This is a genomic window from Mangrovibacter yixingensis, assembly GCF_020523985.1.
Classification (GTDB): domain Bacteria; phylum Pseudomonadota; class Gammaproteobacteria; order Enterobacterales; family Enterobacteriaceae; genus Mangrovibacter; species Mangrovibacter yixingensis.
The window spans coordinates 2164358-2186235 of record NZ_JAIVKM010000001.1 but is presented as its reverse complement, the minus strand read 5'-3'; the positions used below and the strand labels follow the sequence as shown (position 1 = coordinate 2186235).

Here is a 21878-nt window from a genome sequence, read left to right as displayed (position 1 = left end):
CAAACTGTTACTGATTCCTATGCAAGCAGTAAACATTAGAATGTTTCAAGCACAAAATATACACGCAGACAGGCAAAATAGGCAGGGGCCTGTTAATTATTCTCGATTAGTTCCGCATTCTGCGTACTTTTCGTTCACTGATAAACCGGGCGACTGGCATCAGCCAGGGGAAATCCATATAATTGGCGCGTTTGCGGCGCTGTGCCGCGTTTCCCTTCCTTCATTTTTCTGTAATCAGGTCGTTAATTTTATGACTGACAAGTCTCATCAGTGCGTCATCATCGGGATTGCCGGTGCATCGGCTTCAGGTAAAAGCCTTATTGCCAGTACTCTTTACCGTGAGTTACGCGATCAGGTAGGTGATGAACACATTGGTGTCATTCCGGAAGACTGTTACTACAAAGATCAAAGTCACCTCTCGATGGAAGATCGGGTGAAAACAAATTATGACCATCCCAGCGCAATGGACCACAGCTTGCTGTTTCAGCATTTGCAAATGCTTAAGCAAGGCAAACCCATTGAGCTTCCGGTATACAGCTATGTTGAACATACCCGGATGGTGGAAACTGTGCATATCGAACCGAAAAAAGTCATCATTCTGGAAGGGATCCTGTTGTTGACAGATGCACGGTTACGCCAGGAAATGAATTTTTCTATTTTTGTCGATACGCCGCTGGATATTTGCCTGATGCGGCGTATTAAACGCGATGTAAATGAGCGCGGGCGTTCAATGGATTCTGTTATGGCGCAATACCAAAAAACCGTGCGTCCGATGTTTTTGCAGTTTATTGACCCTTCTAAACAATATGCCGACATCATTGTGCCGCGTGGGGGCAAAAACCGCATCGCTATTGATATTCTCAAGGCAAAAATCAGCCAGTTTTTTGAATAAACACCCGCTATTGCTTCGGCTGTGCCGTGGCAGGTAACGCTATGGCCTTGTATGGTGTGGCCGGAAATTTGGCGCGCCATTTTGCCAGAGTGGGAAATAGAACAAGCTGGCAAGCATATGTAAAAAGGCACAGGGTATTTACTCTGGGTAATTCGGGTTACAGTAGGGCAACTCACTTGCCGCCTGAATGACCAGGGGCATAGCAAAAAAGCGCGAAAGGAGAATAACCATGCGTCTTTGCGATCGTGATATTGAAATTTGGCTCGACGAAGGTCGTCTGGCCATTACGCCACGCCCACCCGTTGAGCGTATTAATGGCGCTACAGTCGATGTGCGCCTGGGGAATAAATTCCGCACGTTCCGTGGGCATACGGCGGCGTTTATTGACCTGAGCGGCCCGAAACAGGAAGTCAGTGCTGCACTGGACCGGGTCATGAGTGATGAAATTGTCCTGGGTGAAGAGGAAGCGTTTTATCTGCATCCTGGTGAACTGGCTTTGGCGGTTACTCTGGAGTCTGTCACTTTGCCCGCAGATTTAGTCGGCTGGCTTGATGGCCGTTCATCTCTGGCGCGTCTTGGGCTGATGGTGCACGTTACGGCACATCGCATTGATCCGGGCTGGCAAGGGTGTATTGTGCTGGAGTTCTATAATTCCGGTAAGTTGCCTTTGGCATTACGCCCTGGAATGTTAATTGGTGCGTTAAGTTTTGAACCGCTTTCCGGGCCAGCAGAACGGCCTTATAACCGTCGCCAGGATGCTAAATATCGCGACCAGCAGGGTGCTGTCGCCAGCCGGATAGACAAAGACTGATACGTGCGCGCTCCTGGTCGCTGGGAGAACGAATGAGGGTAGCATGAGACGTTTTTTAACAACGTTGATGATTTTGCTGGTCGTTATTGTGGCGGGCCTGTCAGCTTTAGTGCTGTTGGTTAACCCCAATGACTTTCGTGCATATATGGTTCGCCAGGTTGAAGAACGCAGTGGCTACCAGCTTTCGCTCAACGGGCCATTACGCTGGCATGTTTGGCCACAACTCAGCATATTATCTGGCCGTATTTCGCTGAAGGCGCCTGGTGCCAATGCACCGGTAGTTACGGCGGATAACATGCGGCTGGATGTCGGCCTGTTGCCATTGTTGTCTCACCGGCTTGATGTCCGGCAAATTATGTTGAAAGGCGCGGTGGTGCAGGTTACTCCTGATACCGCTGCCCGTGCACCACAAGGTGCGCCAGTGGCACCAAAAGGCCAACCAGAATTGGGCGATACAGGCCAAAACTGGGTGCTCAGCCTGTCGAAACTTAAACTGGCAGACAGCCTGTTAGTTTTCCAGCCACAGGACCAAAACAGTAGCCCGGTAACCGTGCGGGATCTGCAACTGGATATGTCAGTGGATAATGCCCTGCGTACTGCCACGGTATCACTTTCCAGCCGGGTCAACCGCGATCAACGTGATCTGACTGTTTCGTTGGAAAGCCAGGTTAATGTACAAAACTTGCCTCGTAGTTTCAGCGCTAAAATAACCCAACTGGATTACCAACTTACTGGGGCAGATTTGCCAGCGAAAGGCATTAATGGCCAGGGTACGTTACAGTTGGACTGGCAAGATATGCCGCAACAATTGGCGTTATCCGCGCTAAAACTGACGGCAAACACCAGCCAGGTTGATGGCGGGCTGACACTGGTTATGGGGAAAAAACCGGATATCCGTACCCAATTGCATTTTGCCCGGCTTAATTTGGATGAACTGATTGGCTCCCCTGGTTCCGAAGAAACGCCCGATTCTGCACAAAGCAGCAATCCGGCAGGGCAGGTGGTTTTGCCGCGCCCGGTTATTGCTGGAGATACCGTTGACGGGCCGTTTAGCAGCCTGTGGAATTTCGATGCAGATTTCAAACTGAGTGCGGATAACGTGCGCTGGCGTGGTCTGGATTTCACCGATGTTGCCGCCGATATGGAAAACCAGCATGGTGTTCTGGCGGTAAATCAGCTTACAGGCAAATTAGGCCAGGGCACCTTGTCTTTCCCCGGTACGGTAGATGCCAGGAAAAATATTGCCAATCTGGCATTCAACCCGGTCATTAATAATGTAGAAATTGGCCCGGTACTTTCTGCGTTTAACTACCCGATTGCGCTTGAAGGGAGCATTTCTCTGCATGGGCGTTTTTCCGGCCACCAACTGGATGCCGATGCGTTTCGCCATAACTGGCAAGGTGAAGGCTCGTTATCAATGGAACATAGCCGCCTGGTTGGGCTTAACTTCCAACGGTTGATTACCCAGGCTTTTGCCCGGGCAGACAGCCGTATTCAGGAAAACAACGGAAATGAGAATAGCGATAACACCCTTCTGGCCGATTTCAGTGCCGATTTGTCCTTGGATAGCGGCACTCTTGAACTGAGCAATATTCAGGGCTCTTCTCCTGTTATGAGTATCAGCGGGAACAGTAGCATGGATTTGGTTAAAGAAGAGTCTGACGCCAATTTTATGATTCGTATTACCGGTGGCTGGAAAGGAGATAGTAAGTTGACACAAACCCTGAGCCAGACCGCCATTCCTCTGCGTATTTATGGCCCGTGGAAATCCATGAATTACGCGCTTGATGTTAACCAGGTGCTGCGTAACCAGTTGCAAAACGAAGCACGTGACCGCCTGAAAGCTTGGGTTGAGCGCAACAAAGAGAGCAGTAAAGCACAGGACCTGAAAAAGCTGTTGGATAAATAACAGTATTTAGCCCCGCACTAACCGGTGCGGGGCTAATCGTATTTACAGGCTGCTTTTTTCTACGGCTTGCAGCTTGCACTTCTATTACCAACTAATACCAACGTTATGCTGCTCATCACTACACTTCATATTCCGGCTCGTTGTCTGGCAGCACTGTAGCAACATGCACCCGCTCCACGCGGTGGTGAGTAACCTGCAAAGTAGTGAACACCACATTCCCAATGCGCACCACTTCTCCGGCAACAGGAATATGCTGGAGTACATCCATCAGCAACCCTGAAACCGTCTGGTAATCACGTTTTTCCTCCAGTGGCAGCTCTGGCAGGTAGTGCACCAGGTCATCCAGCGGCATATGGCCGTTAACTGTCAGGCTGCCATCTGGGTGGCGTTCAATATCATGGCGCGCATCAACATCTTCCGCTTCATTTGGCAGGTCACCAGCGATGGTTTCCATTACATCGCTTAAGGTCACCACGCCTTCAACAGAACCAAATTCATCCACGACAAACGCGAAATGGGTACGTGCTGAACGGAATTGCTCCAGAGCGCTTAGTAACGCCAGCGTTTCTGGGAACACTAACGGTTGGCGTACCAGCGCCTGAATATCCAGTGGGCGTTCACTCATGCTCTGATTAAGTAAATCAATAATGTGGACAACGCCAATTATCTCGTCATCTCCGGCACTGACCACCAGGCGGGTATGCTGGTTCTTTTGCAGCCTGTCGCGTACCGCCTGCTCTGTTTCATTGACATCCAACAGGTCAATATCATGGCGTGAAGTCATGATGCTCGAGACACTTCGGTGGTTTAAATTCAGCACCCGGGAAATCATCATTTGTTCTTGCGGGTTAAACACTGGCGCTGGTGCATCGTCGCTCAGGACGGCTGTTTCTTCATCCAGCATTTCATCGGTTTTACGGCCGCGAAGCAGGCGCATTACCGCTTCTGCAGTGCGCTGGCGTAACGAACGGTTTGCTTGCAGAAAACGCCGCCGGTTAAACAACGCTATCTGGTTAAAAATCTCAATCAGTACCGAGAAACCAATTGCGGCATACAGGTAGCCTTTGGGTATTAAGAAACCAAATCCTTCAGCTACCAGGCTAAAGCCAATCATCAGCAGGAAACTCAGGCAGAGAATAACAATAGTTGGATGCTGGTTCACAAAGGCCGTAAGTGGACGGCTGGCAAGCATCATCAGGGTAATGGCAATGACCACTGCGGCCATCATTACGCCCAATTCGTTGACCATGCCAACCGCTGTTATTACTGAGTCGAGAGAAAAAACAGCGTCGAGCACCACAATTTGCGCGACCACTGCCCAGAAAAAAGCGCCACGCCGTTGGGCGTCGTTGTCGCTCTCTTTCCCTTCCAGCCGGGCATTCAGTTCCGTGGTTGCCTTAAAGAGTAGAAAGATGCCACCGGCCAGCATAATCAGGTCGCGTGCGCTGAAACTGAATGTGCTCCAGCTAAACAGAGGTTTGGTCAGCGTGACTAACCAGGAAAGAGAAGCCAGTAACACCAGACGCATCAGCATGGCGAAAAACAGACCAGTGATACGTGCACGGTTACGTTGCTTTGGAGGGAGCCGTTCGGCCAGAATCGCAATGAACACCAGGTTATCAATGCCCAACACGAGTTCAAGGACGATTAATGTTACCAGTCCGGCCCAGATTGAAGGGTCTGCCAACCATTCCATAATCAGTTAATTACCCCAATGTGTTGTTTCTTTCGGAATCATGGAGAAAGCCTGCCAAAAAATCAATCAATTGCTGAGATTTATCTTAATAATAAAAATGCAGGTGAATGAATTTATTAGAAATAGATAAATTACACCCACTAAATAATATTAATGCCGGATGAATATATTTTAGGAATAATGCCATATAGATACCACCTTGACTTATTAAATTATGCGTGATTTTTGTGCTTGTTATTCAATGTCAATATGAAGAAAATCCTAAAAAATTAAATATGAGCGCTTAATATTATTCTTAAAAACAACCAGCGCGAGGTATCCTACCTTGCCTGCTATTTATTTAGCTGCAACAATCCATCAGGTGTTAAATGAGTTTTGCATTAAGAACACCCAGCTTTGATATTTTTAACAGATGTAAGGCCGGATATTTCACTGCAGTATTTTTGTGCATCTTAGCACCATTTCGTGCATTGCAAGACACTGAATTTTCAGTAGATTGGTAACTGTAAGCCAAGGGCGGTAGCGTGTCCGAAGCCCCTAATGTCCAATAATTATTCTGTCAATGTTCTGAGGGTGAATAAGCAAATTTTAGGACTGATGCCAGTTATATTTTATGTATAAACATCGCATTCTCTTTTTAAGTTAGCGGTAATGTTGCTATCAGCAGCGTTCAGGATAATTACTCTACCATAGTGATTAATATTCAATGATGATATCCAGACTAAAATTGATGCCCCTCCTGGTATCAGTGGGCCTGATGAGTGGCTGTACGGTATTTCCAGGTAGCAATATGTCTACATCGGGGAAAGATGTGATAAAACAACAGGACGCTGACTTTGATCTGGATAAGTTAGTAAACGTCTATCCATTGACGCCTCGCCTGGTTGAAGAATTACGCCCACGCCCGGAAGTGGCACAACCCAATGCGTCTCTCGAGCAAGAAATGTCGAATTACCAGTATCGGGTCGGCCCCGGCGACGTACTTAACGTCACCGTATGGGATCACCCCGAACTGACCACACCGGCCGGCCAGTACCGTAGCTCTAGCGACACCGGTAACTGGGTAGCCCCGGATGGTACGGTCTTTTATCCCTATATCGGTAAAGTTCACGTAGCAGGGAAAACCCTGAGTGAAATCCGTAGTGATATTACCAGCCGCCTTGCGAAATATATTACCGACCCGCAGGTGGACGTTAATGTCGCTGCGTTCCGCTCACAGAAAGTTTATGTTTCCGGCCAGGTGCTGAAATCCGGCCAGCAGGCAATAACCAATGTGCCACTGACTATTCTGGATGCAGTGAATGCGGCAGGTGGCCTGACCGACATGGCCGACTGGCGTAATGTGGTATTGACCCACAACGGGCGCGAACAACGCATTTCACTCCAGGCGTTGATGCAAAACGGCGACCTGAGCCAGAACCACTTACTGTACCCAGGCGACATTCTGTTTGTGCCACGTAACGATGACCTGAAAGTCTTCGTAATGGGCGAAGTGAAAAAACAGACCACGCTCAAAATGGACTTCAGCGGCATGACCCTGACAGAAGCACTTGGCCAGGCAGAAGGTATCGACCTGACCAGCGCCAATGCCAGCGGTATCTTCGTGATTCGTCCTATTCGTAACAGTAAAGACGGAAAAATCGCCAATATCTATCAGTTGGATATGTCCGATGCCACCTCGCTGGTTATGGCGACAGAATTCCGCCTGCAACCTTACGACGTGGTGTATGTCACCACAGCGCCAGTGGCGCGTTGGGGTCGACTGGTTAACCAACTGGTACCGACGATAACAGGCGTTCGCTACATGATTAATGCGGCGAGTGACGTTCATAACTGGTAACCGCTTATGTTCAATAAAATTTTAGTGGTGTGTGTGGGGAACATTTGCCGTTCTCCAACTGCGGAACGCTTACTGAAAGCGTACCAACCAGAGCTTAACGTGGATTCTGCCGGGTTAGGTGCCCTGGTCGGTAAACATGCTGATGCGACGGCGGCGAAAGTCGCCCGTCAGCACAACCTCTCTCTGGACGGGCACAGCGCCCGCCAGGTGTCAGGAAAAATGTGCCGCAACTACGACCTTATCCTCACCATGGAGCGCCGCCATATCGCCGCATTGTGCGAAATGGCACCAGAAATGCGTGGCAAAGTGATGCTGTTTGGTCACTGGGATAGTGAACGTGAAATTCCGGACCCCTGGCGCAAAAGCCAGGAGGCATTTGAAGCGGTGTATGAGCTTCTTGACCTTTCTGCCCGTAAGTGGGCGGACGCACTGACAGTTCAGCAGGGATAACAATGACAGAACGCATTAAACACGCCTCCGCCTCGTCTGATGGCAGCGACGAGATTGATATCGGTCGTCTGATTGGTACCGTGATTGAAGCCCGTTGGTGGGTACTTGGCATCACTGCGTTGTTTGCCATGGTTGCGGTCACGTATGTCATGTTCGCGACGCCGATTTATAAAGCCGACGCACTGGTGCAAATCGAACAGAATGGCAGCAGTTCTCTGGTGCAGGATATTAACTCTGCGCTGCAAAACAAAGCGCCACAGTCCGATGCGGAAATGCAACTGATTACCTCACGTATGGTTCTGGGGAAAACGGTTGATGACCTGAATCTGGACATTGACGTTGAGAAGAAAACCTTCCCCATTTTTGGTGCCGGTTGGGAACGGTTAATGGGGCGGCAGAATGAAAACGTGGTTGTCAGTACCTTTAACGTGCCGAAAGCCATGCACAAAGCAGAGTTTACTCTGGAAGTACTGAACCCGACTCATTACCGTTTTAGCAGTAACAACGGTTTCAGCGCAGAAGGGCAGGTGGGGCAGCCATTAACCAAAGATGGGCTGACTCTGCTGGTTTCCGGAATTAATGCCCACGAAGGCAGTGAGTTTACGGTCACCAAATACTCTACGCTGGGCATGATAAACCAGCTGACCAACAGCCTGACTGTTACCGAAAATGGCAAAGATACCGGTGTGCTCAGCCTGACTTATACCGGGGCAGACCGCGACCAAATCCGTGAAATTCTCAACAGCATTACGCGTAATTACCTTGAACAGAATGTTGAGCGCAAATCTGAAGAAGCGGCGAAAAGCCTCGACTTCCTGGCAAAACAACTGCCTGTGGTACGCCAGCACCTGGATGCCGCTGAAAGCAAGTTAAACACTTATCGCCAGCAAAAAGACTCCGTGGATTTATCACTGGAGGCAAAATCTGTACTGGATTCGATGGTCAACATCGATTCCCAATTGAATGAACTGACATTCAAAGAAGCAGAGATCTCCAAGCTCTACACCAAAGCGCACCCGTCTTACCGCACCTTGCTTGAACAGCGCCAGGTGCTGGAAAACGAAAAAGCGCAGCTGGCAAAACGCATTGCTGCAATGCCGAAAACCCAGCAGGAAGTGGTGCAGTTAACCCGTGACGTCGAATCTGGACAGCAAGTGTACATGCAATTGCTGAACCGCCAGCAGGAACTGAAAATCCAGAAAGCCAGTACCGTTGGCGATGTCCGCATCGTGGACCCGGCGGTCACTGAGCCGGGTATTGTGAAACCCCGTGGTGCACTGGTTATCCTCGGCAGCATCATTCTGGGGCTGATGTTATCCATTGTTGGTGTTCTGCTGCGCTCACTGCTTAACCGCGGAATCGAAAGCCCGCAAGTGCTGGAAGAAGCTGGGATCAGCGTTTACGCCAGTATCCCGCTTTCCGAGTGGCAAAAAGCGCGTGATAACGCCGGAAAAGGTGGTAGCAAAGTTAAGCACCTCAAGGGCAGTTCAACTAACCGGCGCTATAAGCAAAGTGAACTGCTGGCGGTGGGGAACCCCACTGACCTGGCAATTGAAGCTGTGCGTAGCCTGCGAACCAGTTTGCACTTTGCCATGATGCAGGCATCTAACAATGTCCTGATGATGACTGGGGTTAGCCCGTCCATTGGTAAAACCTTTGTGTGTGCCAACCTGGCGGCGGTTATCAGCCAGACCAACAAAAAAGTGCTGCTGATCGACTGTGATATGCGTAAAGGCTACACCCACGAATTATTGGGCTGTAGCAATCATCATGGCTTGTCGGATGTGCTGGCAGATAACAGCCCGCTGGAAAAAGCCGCACGGCCAACCACCATTGCCAACTTTGACCTGATCCCGCGTGGGCAAATCCCACCGAACCCGTCAGAGTTGCTGATGAGTGAACGCTTCGAAGCGCTTATCAACTGGGCCAGCAAGAACTACGAACTGGTACTGATTGATACACCGCCAATCCTTGCAGTAACGGATGCAGCCGTTGTTGGCCGCCATGCAGGTACCACTCTGATGGTGGCACGTTATGCGGTCAACACCCTGAAAGAAGTAGAAACCAGCCTGGGACGTTTTGAACAAAACGGCGTTCAGGTGAAAGGGGTGATTCTGAACTCCATCTTCCGCCGGGCATCGGGCTACCAGGATTACGGCTACTACGAATACGAATACAAATCGGATGCCAAATAACTGTCTGTTGTAAACCGGTGCCGCCTGCGGGCGGTACCGCCACCTGCAACCGGGCACCAACCTGACTTTTCACTTTCAGCTAATGGGGAATGGAAAGATGACCACACCATCGCGCCCTCTGGTATCTATCTACATGCCGACATGGAACCGTCAGCAACTGGCTATTCGCGCAATTAAATCAGTGCTGCGCCAGGATTTTGACAACTGGGAAATGATTATTGTGGATGACTGCTCCGAATCCTGGGACCAGTTACAGGCGTTTGTCGAATCCCTTAACGACCCGCGCCTGACTTATATCCATAACGACATTAACAGTGGTGCCTGTGCTGTGCGTAACCAGGCGATACTACGCGCACAGGGCTCCTACATTACTGGCATTGACGACGACGATGAGTGGATGCCCAACCGGCTTTCCTCGTTTTTGGCCCAAAAACACCAACTGGTGAGCCACGCGTTTTTATATGCCAACGATTATATTTGCCAGGGGGAAGTGTATACCCAGCCCAATAGCTTGCCGCTGTACCCAAAATCACCGTACTCCCGCAAGCTGTTTTTTAAACGCAATATTATTGGTAACCAGGTGTTCACCCTGGCAAACCGTTTTAAAGAAAGCCTGTTTGATACCCAACTGCGTGCAGCGCAGGATTATGACATCTTCCTGCGCATGGTCATTTCCTGGGGCGAACCCTGGAAAGTGGAAGAGGCCACGCAAATTCTGCACATCAACCACGGCGAAATGCAGATAACCAAATCGCCGAAACAGTTCTCCGGCTATTTCAATTTCTACCGCAAACACAAAAGCAAATTCGACAAAGCCAGTAAGAAATACCAGTTGTTCACGCTCTACCAAATCCGCAACAAACGGATGTCACTGCGTACACTGCTGGCACTGTTCTCTGTGCGTAATTCACGCCGTTTGGCGTATGGGCTGCGAGGAAAATAAATGCTGCTGGAAGATTTACGCGCAAATAGCTGGAGCCTGCGCCCGTGCTGCATGGTGGTGGCGTACCGTTTTGCTCACTTTTGCTCCGTATGGCGCAAAAAAAGTGTGATCAACAATATCTGGGCAGCACCGTTATTACTGCTGTATCGCTTTATCACTGAATGCCTGTTTGGCTATGAAATTCAGGCTGCGGCCACAATTGGCCGCCGTTTCACTATTCACCACGGTTATGCAGTGGTTATCAATAAATTTGTCGTCGCCGGGGATGATTTCACTATTCGCCACGGTGTCACCATTGGTAACCGCGGGCCAGACAGCCTGGCCTGCCCGGTGATTGGTAACGGCGTCGAACTGGGCGCTGGTGCCATTTTGATAGGCGATATCAGCATTGGTAACAACGTGACGATTGGCGCGGGAAGCGTCGTACTGGACAGCATTCCGGATAACGCGCTGGTGACTGGCGAAAAAGCGCGAGTGAAGGTTATTAAATGAATATTCTGCAATTTAATGTACGCCTGGCAGAAGGCGGTGCGGCTGGGGTCGCGCTGGATCTGCACCAGCGTGCGCTGAAGCAGGGCTGGCAGTCTCGTTTTATTTATGGCTATGGCAAGGGCGGCAAAAAAAGCGTCAGCCACGACAATATTCCCCATGCCGAAAAACACACACCGCAACTGGTTTCCATGATTAACCTGGCGCTGTTTCAGGTTCTGAACCGCGACCCGTTCGGCAACCTGAACAACCTGTATGACCGCCTGCTGGCAACGAAAGGCCCGGTGGTTTTGCACTTTCATGTACTGCATAGCTACTGGCTGAACTTTGCATCGGTCGTGGATTTTTGCCGCCGCCTGAAAGCGGCTAAACCCGATGCCACCTTGGTGTGGACCTTGCACGACCACTGGAGTATTACCGGGCGTTGTGCGTTTCTGGATGGTTGCGAAGGCTGGAAAACCGGCTGCAAGGCCTGCCCTGGGCTGAATAACTACCCACCGGTAAAAGTGGATCTGGCATCGAAGCGTATCAATAAAAAACGCAATCTCATTAATACGATGTTGTCACTGGGTTGCCAGTTTATCTCCCCCAGCCAGCATGTCGCAGAGGCATTTAATAGTCTCTACGGGGCAGGGCGCTGCCAGGTAATCAATAACGGGATCGATCTGGCTACCGAAACGATTTTGGCGAACCTGCCAGATGCACAGGCGGAAAACAGCAAGCCGCGACTTGCCGTGGTAGCCCATGATTTACGCTACGACGGGAAAACTAACCAGCAACTGGTGCGCGACATCATCGCCCGTGGAGATGTTGAAGTGCACACCTTTGGCAAATTCTCGCCTTTTGAAGGTTCAAACGTGGTGAACCACGGTTTTTTGACCGACAAAGCCGCGCTGATGCGTGAACTTAACCAGTTGGATGCCCTGTTGTTCAGCTCGCGGGTAGATAACTACCCATTAATCCTGTGTGAAGCGCTGTCTATCGGTTTACCGGTGATTGCCACTCACAGTGAAGCGGCGCAGGAAGTGCTGAGTAAAGTGCAGGGCATCACGGTGGATACCGCCCAGGCGAGCGGGCTCGCAGCGCAGCGCCGGGGAGAACTGGCGCAAACACTGTTCGGTTCTTCCCTGAGTGACTTCAGGCAGCGTAGCCGTGCGGCGTTCAGTGGCCAACAGATGCTGGAGGAATATGTCTCGTTCTATCAGAGTCTGTAGCTACCTGATACTGCCGTTCACCTATTTGGTGGTAAACGTGAAGCTGGCGCAAATCGGTGCCAGCTTCCCGATAACGGTAGTCACTTTTATGCCCGCTATTTTGCTGCTGTTTTTAGAGCGTATCAGCCTGAAAAAGCTGTTTATCGCTTTAGGGATTGGCGCCGGGCTAACCATTTACAACTACATTTTCGGCAAATCTCTGGATGCCAGTAAATACGTGACATCAACACTGCTGTTTGTCTACATCGTGGTGATAATCGGTATGACATGGAGTTGCCGCTTTAAACCCATTTCACTGCGTAACCACCGCAAACTGTTGCGGGCGTTTTACCTGGTGGTGGGGATCATTGTGATGATAGCGGCGGCAGAAATGGCGCAAATATTACTCACCGGTGGCAGTAGCCTGATTGAGAATATATCCAAATTTCTCATTTACAGTAACAGCTATGTACTCAATTTTATTAGCTTTGGTGGTAAACGAACCACAGCACTGTATTTTGAGCCAGCATTCTTCGCTCTGGCACTAATCTCAATTTGGCTCAGTATCAAGCAGTTTGGTATCAAAACGCCGAAAACTGATGTTATGATTCTTGCAGGGATTGTTCTCTCGGGGTCCTTTTCCGGTGTAATGACGTTTATCATGTTTTATTTGCTGGAGTGGGCATTTCAGTACCTGAATAAAAGCGCGATTAGAAAGAAATTACCGTTGGCAATTATTTCTCTTGCGGTTTTTATGGTCGGATTGGTACTGGGGTTCCCCTATATAGCAGAGCGTATTGGTGAACTGGGAACAGCTGGGTCTTCTTCGTATTACCGTATTATTGGTCCACTGGTAATGGTGGGTTATTCATTAACCAATATTGACGGAATAGTCCGATTTGGCTCGCTTTACGAATATGTCGCATCATTCGGAATTTTTAACGGTGCGGATGTGGGTAAAACCATAGACAATGGTCTCTATCTACTGATTATTTATTTTTCCTGGTTCGCAGTTGCATTAACAGTCTGGTACATGACTAAAGTGGCGAAAATGGTACCTGCCGCATTTGGCAATAACCGTAACTATCGCGTGCAGTTATATTTGTTTATGCCTTTGTCATTGTTCTTTACTGGTTCAATTTTTAGCCCGGAATATGCGTTTTTAATTGTCTGCCCATTTATTTTGCGTAAAGCGCTGGCGCAGACAGTATCCTGAAGAGGTTCGCTATGGCGTTTTTAAGTGTGATTACTGTTGCTTTCAGAAATTACGCAGGTGTTGTAAAAACCTGGCAATCTCTGGCTCATTTAGAACAGGCGGGTATTCCTTTTGAGTGGATTGTGGTGGATGGTTTATCACAAGACGGTACGGAAGAATTTCTCGAAAACTGCAATGGTCAGTACAACTTACGTTACGTAAGCGAGAAAGATAAAGGCATTTACGATGCCATGAATAAAGGCATCGCTATGGCCCAGGGCCAGTATGCCGTCTTCCTGAACTCGGGTGATATTTTCCATGCAGATGCCGCGCAATTTGTTCGCCAAATGCAACAAGACAGTAATAATGGCAAGGTAATGTACCTTGGTGATGCTCTGCTTGATTTTGGCGATGGCAATAAATTGCGCCGTACCGCAAAACACGGCTGGTATATTTACCACAGCCTGCCAGCGAGCCATCAGGCAATATTTTTCCCGGTAAATGGTTTAAAACAATACCCTTATGACCTGAAATATCGCGTGTCGTCAGATTATGCACTTACTGCACGTATGTATAAATTGGGTTACCAGTTCAAACGTATTAAATGTTTGGTTTCTGAATTTTCAATGGGAGGTGTCTCAACCTCTAATAACATTGAATTATGTCAGGATGCTAAAGCTGTACAACGCAAGATACTGCATGTTCCTGGTTTTTGGGCGGAATTGTCTTACCGGTTACGCCTGAGAACTACGGGTAAAGCTAAGGCCTTATATAACAAAGCCTGATAATTAATTGGCCTGATTAAGACGAAGTGCCTGGTTGATATTGGAAATAATTCATATAGCAAAGGGTTTAGCAATAATCACCTGAGATATGAAGGGGTTCCCATGCACTCTACCGCTGAGGATTAAATATGCAGGATTTAAAGAATTTCACCGTTCCGGCGGGGTTCCGCGGTGCCGGTGGCATCAAAGTGCAATTATGGTGGGCTGTTCAGGCCACCTTATTTGCCTGGTCGCCACAAATAATGTACCGCTGGCGTGCTTTCCTGCTGCGTTTATTTGGCGCACGCATTGGCAAAGGCGTGGTAATTCGCCCTTCAGTCAAAATCACTTACCCGTGGAAATTAACCCTGGGCGATTATGCCTGGGTGGGTGACGACGCAGTGCTATATACCCTGGGGGATATCACTATTGGCGCAAACGCCGTGGTTTCCCAGAAGTGCTACCTGTGCACGGGTAGCCATGACTACATGAGTGACTACTTCGATATTTCCGCGCACCCCATCGTAATTGGCGAAAAATGCTGGCTGGCGACAGACGTCTTTGTCGCGCCAGGCCTGACGATTGGCGATGGCACCGTAGTGGGTGCGCGCAGCAGTGTTTTTGCATCATTGCCCGGCAACGCAATTTGCCGTGGCAACCCGGCAGTGGTGATACGCAAACGCGTGGATACCCAACCTGTGCCTTCAATGGAAGGCGCAGCCTGAGACTCCCAACGAAGTCCGATAATTATTCACAGAGGAAAATAAATATGAGTAAAGTAGCTCTTATTACCGGCGTAACCGGACAGGACGGCTCTTATCTGGCTGAATTCCTGTTGGACAAAGGGTATGAAGTACATGGTATCAAGCGCCGTGCTTCCTCGTTTAATACCGAGCGCGTAGACCACATCTACCAGGATCCGCACACGACCAACCCGAAATTCCACCTGCATTACGGTGATTTGACGGATACCTCCAACCTGACGCGTATCCTCTCTGAAGTTCGCCCGGACGAAGTGTACAACCTGGGAGCAATGAGCCACGTAGCCGTGTCTTTTGAATCCCCTGAATATACCGCTGACGTAGACGGCATGGGCACCCTGCGCCTGCTGGAAGCCATTCGCTTCCTGGGCCTGGAAAAGAAAACCCGTTTCTACCAGGCATCCACTTCTGAACTGTATGGTTTGGTGCAGGAAATCCCGCAGAAAGAAACCACTCCGTTCTACCCGCGATCCCCTTATGCAGTGGCAAAACTGTACGCATACTGGATCACCGTAAACTACCGTGAATCCTATGGCATGTACGCCTGTAACGGCATTCTGTTTAACCACGAATCTCCGCGCCGTGGTGAAACTTTCGTAACCCGCAAAATCACCCGCGCTATCGCTAACATTTCCCAGGGCCTGGAAAAATGCCTGTATCTGGGGAACATGGACTCCCTGCGTGACTGGGGCCATGCACGTGACTACGTGAGAATGCAGTGGATGATGCTGCAGCAGGACAAACCAGAAGACTTCGTTATTGCCACCGGTGTGCAGTATTCCGTACGCCAGTTTGTGGAAATGGCGGCAGCACAGCTGGGTATCAAACTGCGCTTTGAAGGCAAAGGCGTGGAAGAGAAGGGCATTGTTGAATCCGTGACCGGCCACGATGCACTGGCAGTGAAACCCGGTGATGTGATTGTAGCTGTTGACCCGCGCTACTTCCGTCCTGCTGAAGTGGAAACCCTGCTGGGCGACCCAACCAAAGCACACGAAGTTCTGGGCTGGAAACCTGAAACCACCCTGCAACAAATGGTTTCAGAAATGGTTGCCAAAGACCTGGAAGCAGCGAAGAAACATGCACTGCTTAAAGCCCATGGTTATGAAGTAGCAATCGCCCTGGAGTCCTGAGCATGACAAAAAAACGTATCTTTATAGCCGGCCACCGCGGGATGGTGGGGTCGGCTATCGCCCGCCAGCTCGCGCCGCGTGAAGATGTGGAGCTGGTGCTGCGTGGCCGGGACGAGCTGAACCTGCTCGATTCCGCTGCAGTACATGCCTTCTTTGCAGAAGAAGGCATCGACCAGGTCTACCTGGCGGCGGCCAAAGTGGGGGGGATTGTGGCGAACAATACCTACCCCGCTGATTTCATCTACGAAAACATGATGATTGAAAGCAACATTATTCACGCGGCACATGTGAACAACGTAAATAAGTTGCTGTTTCTTGGTTCGTCTTGCATTTACCCGAAACTGGCACAACAGCCCATGAAAGAAAGTGAGCTGTTGCAGGGCCAACTGGAACCAACCAACGAGCCCTATGCGATCTCCAAAATTGCCGGTATCAAACTGTGCGAATCCTACAACCGTCAGTACCAGCGCGATTATCGCTCTGTGATGCCCACCAATTTGTATGGGCCGCACGATAACTTCCACCCGAGCAATTCCCATGTGATTCCGGCTTTGCTGCGCCGCTTCCATGAAGCCCGTGTTCAGGAAGCGCCGGAAGTCGCGGTGTGGGGCAGTGGCAACCCAATGCGTGAATTCCTGCATGTGGATGACATGGCTGCCGCCAGTATTCATGTGATGGAACTGGACGCGGAAGTGTGGCAGGAAAATACCGAACCTATGCTGTCGCACATTAACGTGGGCACCGGTGTGGACTGCACGATTCGTGAACTGGCAGAAACCCTTGCCCGTGTTGTGGGCTACAAAGGCCGCATTGTCTTTGATGCCAGCAAACCGGATGGCACCCCGCGTAAATTACTGGATGTGACCCGCCTGCATAGCCTGGGCTGGTATCACGAAATTGGCCTTGAAGCGGGCCTTGCCAGCACCTATGCGTGGTTCCTTGAACACCAGGACCGTTTCCGGGGGTAACCATGTTTTTAAGTCGTGAAGCGTTTGCCACAGTGGTGGAAAGCACTCCGCTTATCTCCATTGATTTAGTCGTGGAGAACGAGCGCGGCGAATACCTGTTAGGGCGGCGTAATAACCGCCCGGCACAAGGGTACTGGTTTGTGCCAGGTGGCCGGGTGCAAAAAGACGAGACGCTGGCCAATGCTTTTGAACGCCTGACAGAAGGCGAACTGGGCTGCAAGCTCCCAATGGAACAAGGGCAGTTTTATGGCGTCTGGCAACATTTTTACGACGACAACTTCGCCGGGGATGCGTTTACCACCCATTACATCGTGCTGGGGTTCCGCCTGAAAGTGAACACCAGTGACTTGCGCTTGCCAGACGAACAGCATGCCGACTGGCGCTGGCAGAAACCAGACGCCGTCCTCAATAGTGAAGACGTTCACAGCAACACACTGGCCTATTTCGACAAGGCACGCCATACCGGGGTGCCCGGCCTATGAAAATTCTGGTCTATGGCATCAACTATGCACCGGAACTGACCGGCATTGGCAAATACACCGGTGAAATGGTGGACTGGATGGTGAGCCAGGGCCACGAGGTACGGGTAATTACCGCACCTCCTTACTACCCACAATGGAAGGTACAGGGCGAGTATTCCGCCTGGCGCTGGCATAAAGAACAGCGTAATGGCGCAACCGTATGGCGTTGCCCACTGTATGTTCCGGCAAAACCGTCAACGGTAAAACGCCTGTTACACCTGGGCAGCTTTGCAGCGAGTTCGTTTTTCCCGCTGATGGCTCAACGCCGCTGGAAACCGGACCGCATTATTGGCGTGGTTCCCACCTTGTTTTGTGTACCGGGCATGCGCCTTTTGGCAAAGCTCAGTGGGGCACGCACCGTTCTGCATATTCAGGATTATGAAGTAGACGCCATGCTGGGCCTTGGCATGGCAGGGAAGGGCAAAGGCGGGAAACTGGCAAAATTCGCCAGCCTGTTTGAACGCAGCGGCCTGCTCAATGTTGACCGGGTTTCCACTATTTCTCGCTCCATGATGAATAAAGCGCGGGAAAAAGGCGTGGACCCGGCACGGATAATCTTTTTCCCCAACTGGTCTGAAGTGGCGCGTTTTCGCCAGGTGGATGACCAGTCTGCCCGGGATTTGCGTGAACAACTGGGCATACCAGACGGGCACAAAGTGGTGCTCTACTCCGGCAATATTGGCGAAAAACAGGGGCTGGAAAGCGTGATTGATGTAGCGGCGCGCTACACCGATGAGCCCTGGGTATTCGTTATTGTCGGCCAGGGCGGGGGGAAAGCACGGCTGGAAGCGCTGGCACAGGAGCGCGGCCTGCACAATATGCGGTTTTTCCCGTTGCAACCCTATGAAGCGCTGCCTGCATTACTGCGCATGGGAGATTGCCACCTGGTTATCCAGCGTCGGGGCGCGGCGGATGCCGTACTGCCTTCCAAGCTGACAAATATTCTCGCCGTTGGCGGCAACGCGGTAATCACCGCTGAACCGGAGACCGAACTGGGCCAGTTGTGCTCCAGTGTGCCGGGGATTGCAGTGTGTGTAGAACCAGAATCACCCGATGCACTGGCAGCAGGGATCATTCATGCCCTGAACATGCCGCAGGACAACACGGTGGCACGTGAATATGCCGAACGCACGCTCGAAAAAGAGAACGTGTTAAGCCAATTTCTCGCTGATATTCGGGGTTAAATCATGAGTCAGTCATTACTTTATCCGGTCATTATGGCTGGGGGCTCCGGTAGCCGTCTGTGGCCACTGTCCCGGGTACTTTATCCTAAACAGTTCCTCTGCCTGAAAGGGGACCTGACAATGTTACAGGCCACGCTGCACCGCTTAGATGGCATCCCTTGTGAGAGCCCGGTGGTTATCTGTAACGAGCAACACCGTTTTATCGTCGCGGAACAGTTACGCCAACTGCATATGCTGACAGAAAACATCATTCTGGAACCCGCCGGGCGCAACACCGCACCCGCCATTGCGCTGGCAGCGCTGGCCGCCAAACGCCAGTGCCCGGATAACAACCCGCTGATGCTGGTGCTGGCAGCAGACCACGTTATTCAGAATGAAGACGCATTCCGTGATGCCGTGCGCGCCGCCATGCCGTTTGCTGAAGCAGGCAAACTGGTGACTTTCGGCATTGTGCCGGACCAGCCGGAAACCGGTTACGGCTACATTCGCCGTGGCGAAGTGCATAACCTGACTAACGACGCGACCGACGCCGTGGCCTTTAACGTAGCGCAGTTTGTTGAAAAACCGAATTTGGCAACCGCGCAAAACTACGTGAATACCGGCGAATATTACTGGAACAGCGGGATGTTCCTGTTCCGTGCCGACCGTTACCTGGAAGAACTGGCCAAATTCCGCCCGGATATTCTCGATGCCTGCCAGCAGGCGATGAATGGCGTTGACCCGGACCTGGACTTTATCCGTGTCGCCGAAGAGGCCTTCCTGGCCTGCCCGGACGAATCCATTGACTACGCGGTAATGGAAAAAACCGCCGATGCAGTGGTGGTGCCAATGGACGCAGGCTGGAGTGATGTCGGCTCCTGGTCTTCACTGTGGGAAATCAGCCCGAAAGGGGAAGATGGCAACGTGCGCCACGGCGATGTTATCTGCCATGAAACCCAGGACAGCTATGTGTATGCCGAATCTGGCCTGGTCACCACCGTTGGGGTGAAAGACCTGGTTGTGGTGCAAACCAAAGACGCGGTACTGATTGCCGACCGCGACCACGTGCAGAACGTGAAAAAAATCGTTGAGCAAATCAAGCAGACTGGCCGCCAGGAGCACCGGGTACACCGCGAAGTTTACCGCCCGTGGGGCAAATACGACTCAATCGATGCCGGTGACCGTTACCAGGTGAAACGCATTACCGTAAAACCTGGGGAAGGGCTCTCTTTGCAAATGCACCACCACCGTGCCGAGCACTGGATTGTGGTGGCAGGCACCGCCAAAGTGACACTGGGTGAAGATGTAAAACTGCTGGGTGAGAACGAATCTATTTACATTCCGCTGGGTGTAACCCACTGCCTGGAAAACCCCGGCAAGATACCACTGGATCTGATTGAAGTGCGCAGCGGCGCATACCTTGAAGAAGACGACGTAATCCGGTTAGCCGACCGTTACGGGCGAATTTAAATAAAAAGCGTTATTCAACTGCAGTGCGCGCCGCGCCTGCGGAAGGCTGACTGTTGCCTGAAGAAGGGAAAACGATGAGCAAATTAACCTGTTTTAAAGCCTATGATATTCGTGGCCGCCTGGGTGATGAACTGAATGAAGACATTGCCTGGCGTATTGGCAGGGCCTATGGCGAATACCTCAAACCAAAAAGTATTGTGGTAGGTGGCGATGTTCGCCTTACCAGTGAAAGCCTGAAACTGGCTCTGGCACGTGGCCTGCAAGATGCAGGCGTGGATGTGCTGGATATTGGCCTGTCTGGCACCGAAGAGATCTATTTTGCTACCTGGCACCTTGGCGTGGATGGCGGCATTGAAGTGACTGCCAGCCACAACCCGATGGACTATAACGGCATGAAGCTGGTGCGCGAAGGTGCCCGCCCAATCAGTGGTGACACCGGCCTGCGCGACGTGCAGCGCCTGGCGGAAGCCAACGACTTCCCACCGGTTGACCCGGCCAAACGCGGCAGCTACCAGCAGGTGGCAACCCGTGATGCCTACCTCGACCACCTGTTCTCTTACATTGATGTGAAAAACATCAAACCTCTAAAACTGGTGGTGAACTCCGGTAATGGTGCAGCAGGCCCGGTGGTGGATGCCATTGAAGCACGCTGCAAGGCACTGAATGTGCCCGTGACCTTTATCAAAGTGCACAACACGCCGGATGGCAACTTCCCCAACGGGATCCCCAACCCCTTATTGCCGGAATGCCGTGACGACACCCGTAACGCGGTGATTGAACACGGAGCGGATATGGGTATCGCCTTTGATGGCGATTTCGACCGCTGCTTCCTGTTCGACGAAACCGGGCAGTTCATTGAAGGCTATTACATTGTTGGCCTGCTGGCCGAAGCGTTCCTTGAAAAACAACCTGGTGCAAAAATCATCCACGACCCGCGCCTGAGCTGGAACACTGTGGATATCGTTACCCAGGCTGGCGGCACCCCGGTGATGTCCAAAACCGGCCACGCGTTTATTAAAGAACGCATGCGCCAGGAAGACGCCATTTATGGCGGTGAAATGAGTGCCCACCACTATTTCCGTGATTTCGCTTATTGCGACAGCGGCATGATCCCGTGGCTGCTGGTGGCGGAACTGTTAAGTGTGAAAGGCAAATCACTGGGCGAAATGGTGCGTGACCGCATGACAGCATTCCCGGCTTCCGGGGAAATCAACAGCAAACTGGCTGAGCCTGTAACTGCGATTTCCCGCGTGGAACAGCACTTCGCGCCCCATGCAGAAGCCGTAGACCATACCGACGGTATCAGCATGGAGCTGGGAGGCTGGCGTTTCAACCTGCGTAGCTCCAATACCGAACCCGTAGTCCGCCTGAATGTGGAATCCCGTGGGGATACCGCACTTATGGAAGCACGAACACAGGAAATTCTGGCGCTGCTGAATCAGTAACCCGCCAGGCAGAGTGGGTTGAGGCCCTCTCCCTCAACCTGTC

General features: G+C 51.1%; 19 protein-coding genes. 18 read left to right on the top strand and 1 reads right to left on the bottom strand.

Annotated elements, in window-relative coordinates; all coding sequences use genetic code 11:
* Nucleotides 1-250: 250 nt before the first annotated feature.
* The 3 genes from udk (at nucleotide 251) to asmA (ending at nucleotide 3612) form a co-directional block, all read left to right on the top strand.
* On the top strand, nucleotides 251-892 hold the full coding sequence (udk, locus tag LC084_RS10095) for a uridine kinase (RefSeq protein ID WP_036115019.1): 642 nt from the start codon (nucleotides 251-253) through the stop codon (nucleotides 890-892).
* Between the two features lie 229 nt (nucleotides 893-1121).
* Nucleotides 1122-1703: a dCTP deaminase gene (gene dcd / locus LC084_RS10090; protein WP_226571005.1), complete on the top strand. Its 582-nt coding sequence runs from the start codon at nucleotides 1122-1124 to the stop codon at nucleotides 1701-1703.
* A gap of 43 nt (nucleotides 1704-1746) precedes the next feature.
* Nucleotides 1747-3612 carry an outer membrane assembly protein AsmA gene (gene asmA, locus LC084_RS10085; protein ID WP_226571004.1) on the top strand — a complete coding sequence of 622 codons (1866 nt, stop codon included), beginning with the start codon at nucleotides 1747-1749 and terminating at the stop codon, nucleotides 3610-3612.
* A gap of 118 nt (nucleotides 3613-3730) precedes the next feature.
* On the opposite strand, the gene LC084_RS10080 is transcribed toward asmA, so the two are convergent.
* Nucleotides 3731-5308, bottom strand: coding sequence for a TerC family protein (locus LC084_RS10080; protein ID WP_226571003.1), 1578 nt, complete (start codon nucleotides 5306-5308; stop codon nucleotides 3731-3733).
* Between the two features lie 706 nt (nucleotides 5309-6014).
* Between LC084_RS10080 and LC084_RS10075 the strand changes: the two genes are divergently transcribed.
* The 15 genes from LC084_RS10075 to cpsG all read left to right on the top strand — a co-directional run bounded on the left by LC084_RS10075 (nucleotide 6015) and on the right by cpsG (nucleotide 21835).
* Nucleotides 6015-7148: a polysaccharide export protein gene (locus LC084_RS10075; RefSeq protein ID WP_226571002.1), complete on the top strand. Its 1134-nt coding sequence runs from the start codon at nucleotides 6015-6017 to the stop codon at nucleotides 7146-7148.
* 6 nt (nucleotides 7149-7154) lie between these two features.
* Nucleotides 7155-7598: a low molecular weight protein-tyrosine-phosphatase Wzb gene (gene wzb, locus LC084_RS10070; RefSeq protein WP_226571001.1), complete on the top strand. Its 444-nt coding sequence runs from the start codon at nucleotides 7155-7157 to the stop codon at nucleotides 7596-7598.
* A gap of 2 nt (nucleotides 7599-7600) precedes the next feature.
* The gene (gene wzc / locus LC084_RS10065) at nucleotides 7601-9793 is read left to right on the top strand and encodes a tyrosine-protein kinase Wzc (RefSeq protein ID WP_226571000.1); all 2193 of its coding nucleotides are present in this window, start codon (nucleotides 7601-7603) and stop codon (nucleotides 9791-9793) included.
* A 97-nt stretch (nucleotides 9794-9890) separates the two neighbouring features.
* A complete protein-coding gene (gene wcaA / locus LC084_RS10060; protein ID WP_226570999.1) occupies nucleotides 9891-10736 on the top strand; it encodes a colanic acid biosynthesis glycosyltransferase WcaA in 846 nt (281 codons plus the stop codon).
* 3 nt (nucleotides 10737-10739) lie between these two features.
* Nucleotides 10740-11228 carry a colanic acid biosynthesis acetyltransferase WcaB gene (gene wcaB, locus LC084_RS10055; protein WP_226571203.1) on the top strand — a complete coding sequence of 163 codons (489 nt, stop codon included), beginning with the start codon at nucleotides 10740-10742 and terminating at the stop codon, nucleotides 11226-11228.
* Complete coding sequence (locus tag LC084_RS10050) at nucleotides 11225-12439, top strand: glycosyltransferase (protein ID WP_226570998.1); 1215 nt, start codon at nucleotides 11225-11227, stop codon at nucleotides 12437-12439. The genes wcaB and LC084_RS10050 overlap by 4 nt, the downstream gene beginning before the upstream one ends.
* Nucleotides 12414-13634, top strand: a complete 1221-nt coding sequence (gene wcaD, locus LC084_RS10045; RefSeq protein WP_226570997.1) for a colanic acid polymerase WcaD — start codon at nucleotides 12414-12416, stop codon at nucleotides 13632-13634. Before LC084_RS10050 ends, wcaD begins: the two co-directional genes overlap by 26 nt.
* Nucleotides 13635-13645: 11 nt before the next feature.
* Nucleotides 13646-14398, top strand: coding sequence for a colanic acid biosynthesis glycosyltransferase WcaE (gene wcaE / locus LC084_RS10040; protein WP_226570996.1), 753 nt, complete (start codon nucleotides 13646-13648; stop codon nucleotides 14396-14398).
* Between the two features lie 128 nt (nucleotides 14399-14526).
* Complete coding sequence (gene wcaF, locus LC084_RS10035; RefSeq protein ID WP_226570995.1) at nucleotides 14527-15102, top strand: colanic acid biosynthesis acetyltransferase WcaF; 576 nt, start codon at nucleotides 14527-14529, stop codon at nucleotides 15100-15102.
* 44 nt (nucleotides 15103-15146) lie between these two features.
* Nucleotides 15147-16268, top strand: coding sequence for a GDP-mannose 4,6-dehydratase (gmd, locus tag LC084_RS10030; RefSeq protein WP_036115066.1), 1122 nt, complete (start codon nucleotides 15147-15149; stop codon nucleotides 16266-16268).
* Nucleotides 16269-16270: 2 nt separating this feature from the next.
* Entirely contained in the window at nucleotides 16271-17236 is a 966-nt protein-coding gene (gene fcl, locus LC084_RS10025) for a GDP-L-fucose synthase (protein ID WP_226570994.1), read from the top strand.
* Nucleotides 17237-17238: 2 nt separating this feature from the next.
* A complete protein-coding gene (locus tag LC084_RS10020) occupies nucleotides 17239-17718 on the top strand; it encodes a GDP-mannose mannosyl hydrolase (protein WP_226570993.1) in 480 nt (159 codons plus the stop codon).
* A complete protein-coding gene (wcaI, locus tag LC084_RS10015; protein WP_226570992.1) occupies nucleotides 17715-18941 on the top strand; it encodes a colanic acid biosynthesis fucosyltransferase WcaI in 1227 nt (408 codons plus the stop codon). The genes LC084_RS10020 and wcaI overlap by 4 nt, the downstream gene beginning before the upstream one ends.
* A 3-nt stretch (nucleotides 18942-18944) precedes the next feature.
* Nucleotides 18945-20390: a mannose-1-phosphate guanyltransferase gene (cpsB, locus tag LC084_RS10010; RefSeq protein ID WP_226570991.1), complete on the top strand. Its 1446-nt coding sequence runs from the start codon at nucleotides 18945-18947 to the stop codon at nucleotides 20388-20390.
* A 74-nt stretch (nucleotides 20391-20464) separates the two neighbouring features.
* On the top strand, nucleotides 20465-21835 hold the full coding sequence (cpsG, locus tag LC084_RS10005; RefSeq protein ID WP_226570990.1) for a colanic acid biosynthesis phosphomannomutase CpsG: 1371 nt from the start codon (nucleotides 20465-20467) through the stop codon (nucleotides 21833-21835).
* The last annotated feature ends 43 nt before the right edge of the window (nucleotides 21836-21878 follow it).

Coding starts and splice junctions, on each gene's coding strand:
- wzb (WP_226571001.1), top strand. CDS start 7,155: ATGTTCAATAAAATTTTAGTGGTGTGTGTGGGGAACATTTGCCGTTCT.
- wcaI (WP_226570992.1), top strand. CDS start 17,715: ATGAAAATTCTGGTCTATGGCATCAACTATGCACCGGAACTGACCGGC.
- cpsB (WP_226570991.1), top strand. CDS start 18,945: ATGAGTCAGTCATTACTTTATCCGGTCATTATGGCTGGGGGCTCCGGT.
- LC084_RS10050 (WP_226570998.1), top strand. CDS start 11,225: ATGAATATTCTGCAATTTAATGTACGCCTGGCAGAAGGCGGTGCGGCT.
- cpsG (WP_226570990.1), top strand. CDS start 20,465: ATGAGCAAATTAACCTGTTTTAAAGCCTATGATATTCGTGGCCGCCTG.
- LC084_RS10080 (WP_226571003.1), bottom strand. CDS start 5,308: ATGGAATGGTTGGCAGACCCTTCAATCTGGGCCGGACTGGTAACATTA.
- LC084_RS10075 (WP_226571002.1), top strand. CDS start 6,015: ATGATGATATCCAGACTAAAATTGATGCCCCTCCTGGTATCAGTGGGC.
- wcaD (WP_226570997.1), top strand. CDS start 12,414: ATGTCTCGTTCTATCAGAGTCTGTAGCTACCTGATACTGCCGTTCACC.
- wcaF (WP_226570995.1), top strand. CDS start 14,527: ATGCAGGATTTAAAGAATTTCACCGTTCCGGCGGGGTTCCGCGGTGCC.
- dcd (WP_226571005.1), top strand. CDS start 1,122: ATGCGTCTTTGCGATCGTGATATTGAAATTTGGCTCGACGAAGGTCGT.
- wzc (WP_226571000.1), top strand. CDS start 7,601: ATGACAGAACGCATTAAACACGCCTCCGCCTCGTCTGATGGCAGCGAC.
- asmA (WP_226571004.1), top strand. CDS start 1,747: ATGAGACGTTTTTTAACAACGTTGATGATTTTGCTGGTCGTTATTGTG.
- wcaA (WP_226570999.1), top strand. CDS start 9,891: ATGACCACACCATCGCGCCCTCTGGTATCTATCTACATGCCGACATGG.
- udk (WP_036115019.1), top strand. CDS start 251: ATGACTGACAAGTCTCATCAGTGCGTCATCATCGGGATTGCCGGTGCA.
- LC084_RS10020 (WP_226570993.1), top strand. CDS start 17,239: ATGTTTTTAAGTCGTGAAGCGTTTGCCACAGTGGTGGAAAGCACTCCG.
- wcaE (WP_226570996.1), top strand. CDS start 13,646: ATGGCGTTTTTAAGTGTGATTACTGTTGCTTTCAGAAATTACGCAGGT.
- fcl (WP_226570994.1), top strand. CDS start 16,271: ATGACAAAAAAACGTATCTTTATAGCCGGCCACCGCGGGATGGTGGGG.
- gmd (WP_036115066.1), top strand. CDS start 15,147: ATGAGTAAAGTAGCTCTTATTACCGGCGTAACCGGACAGGACGGCTCT.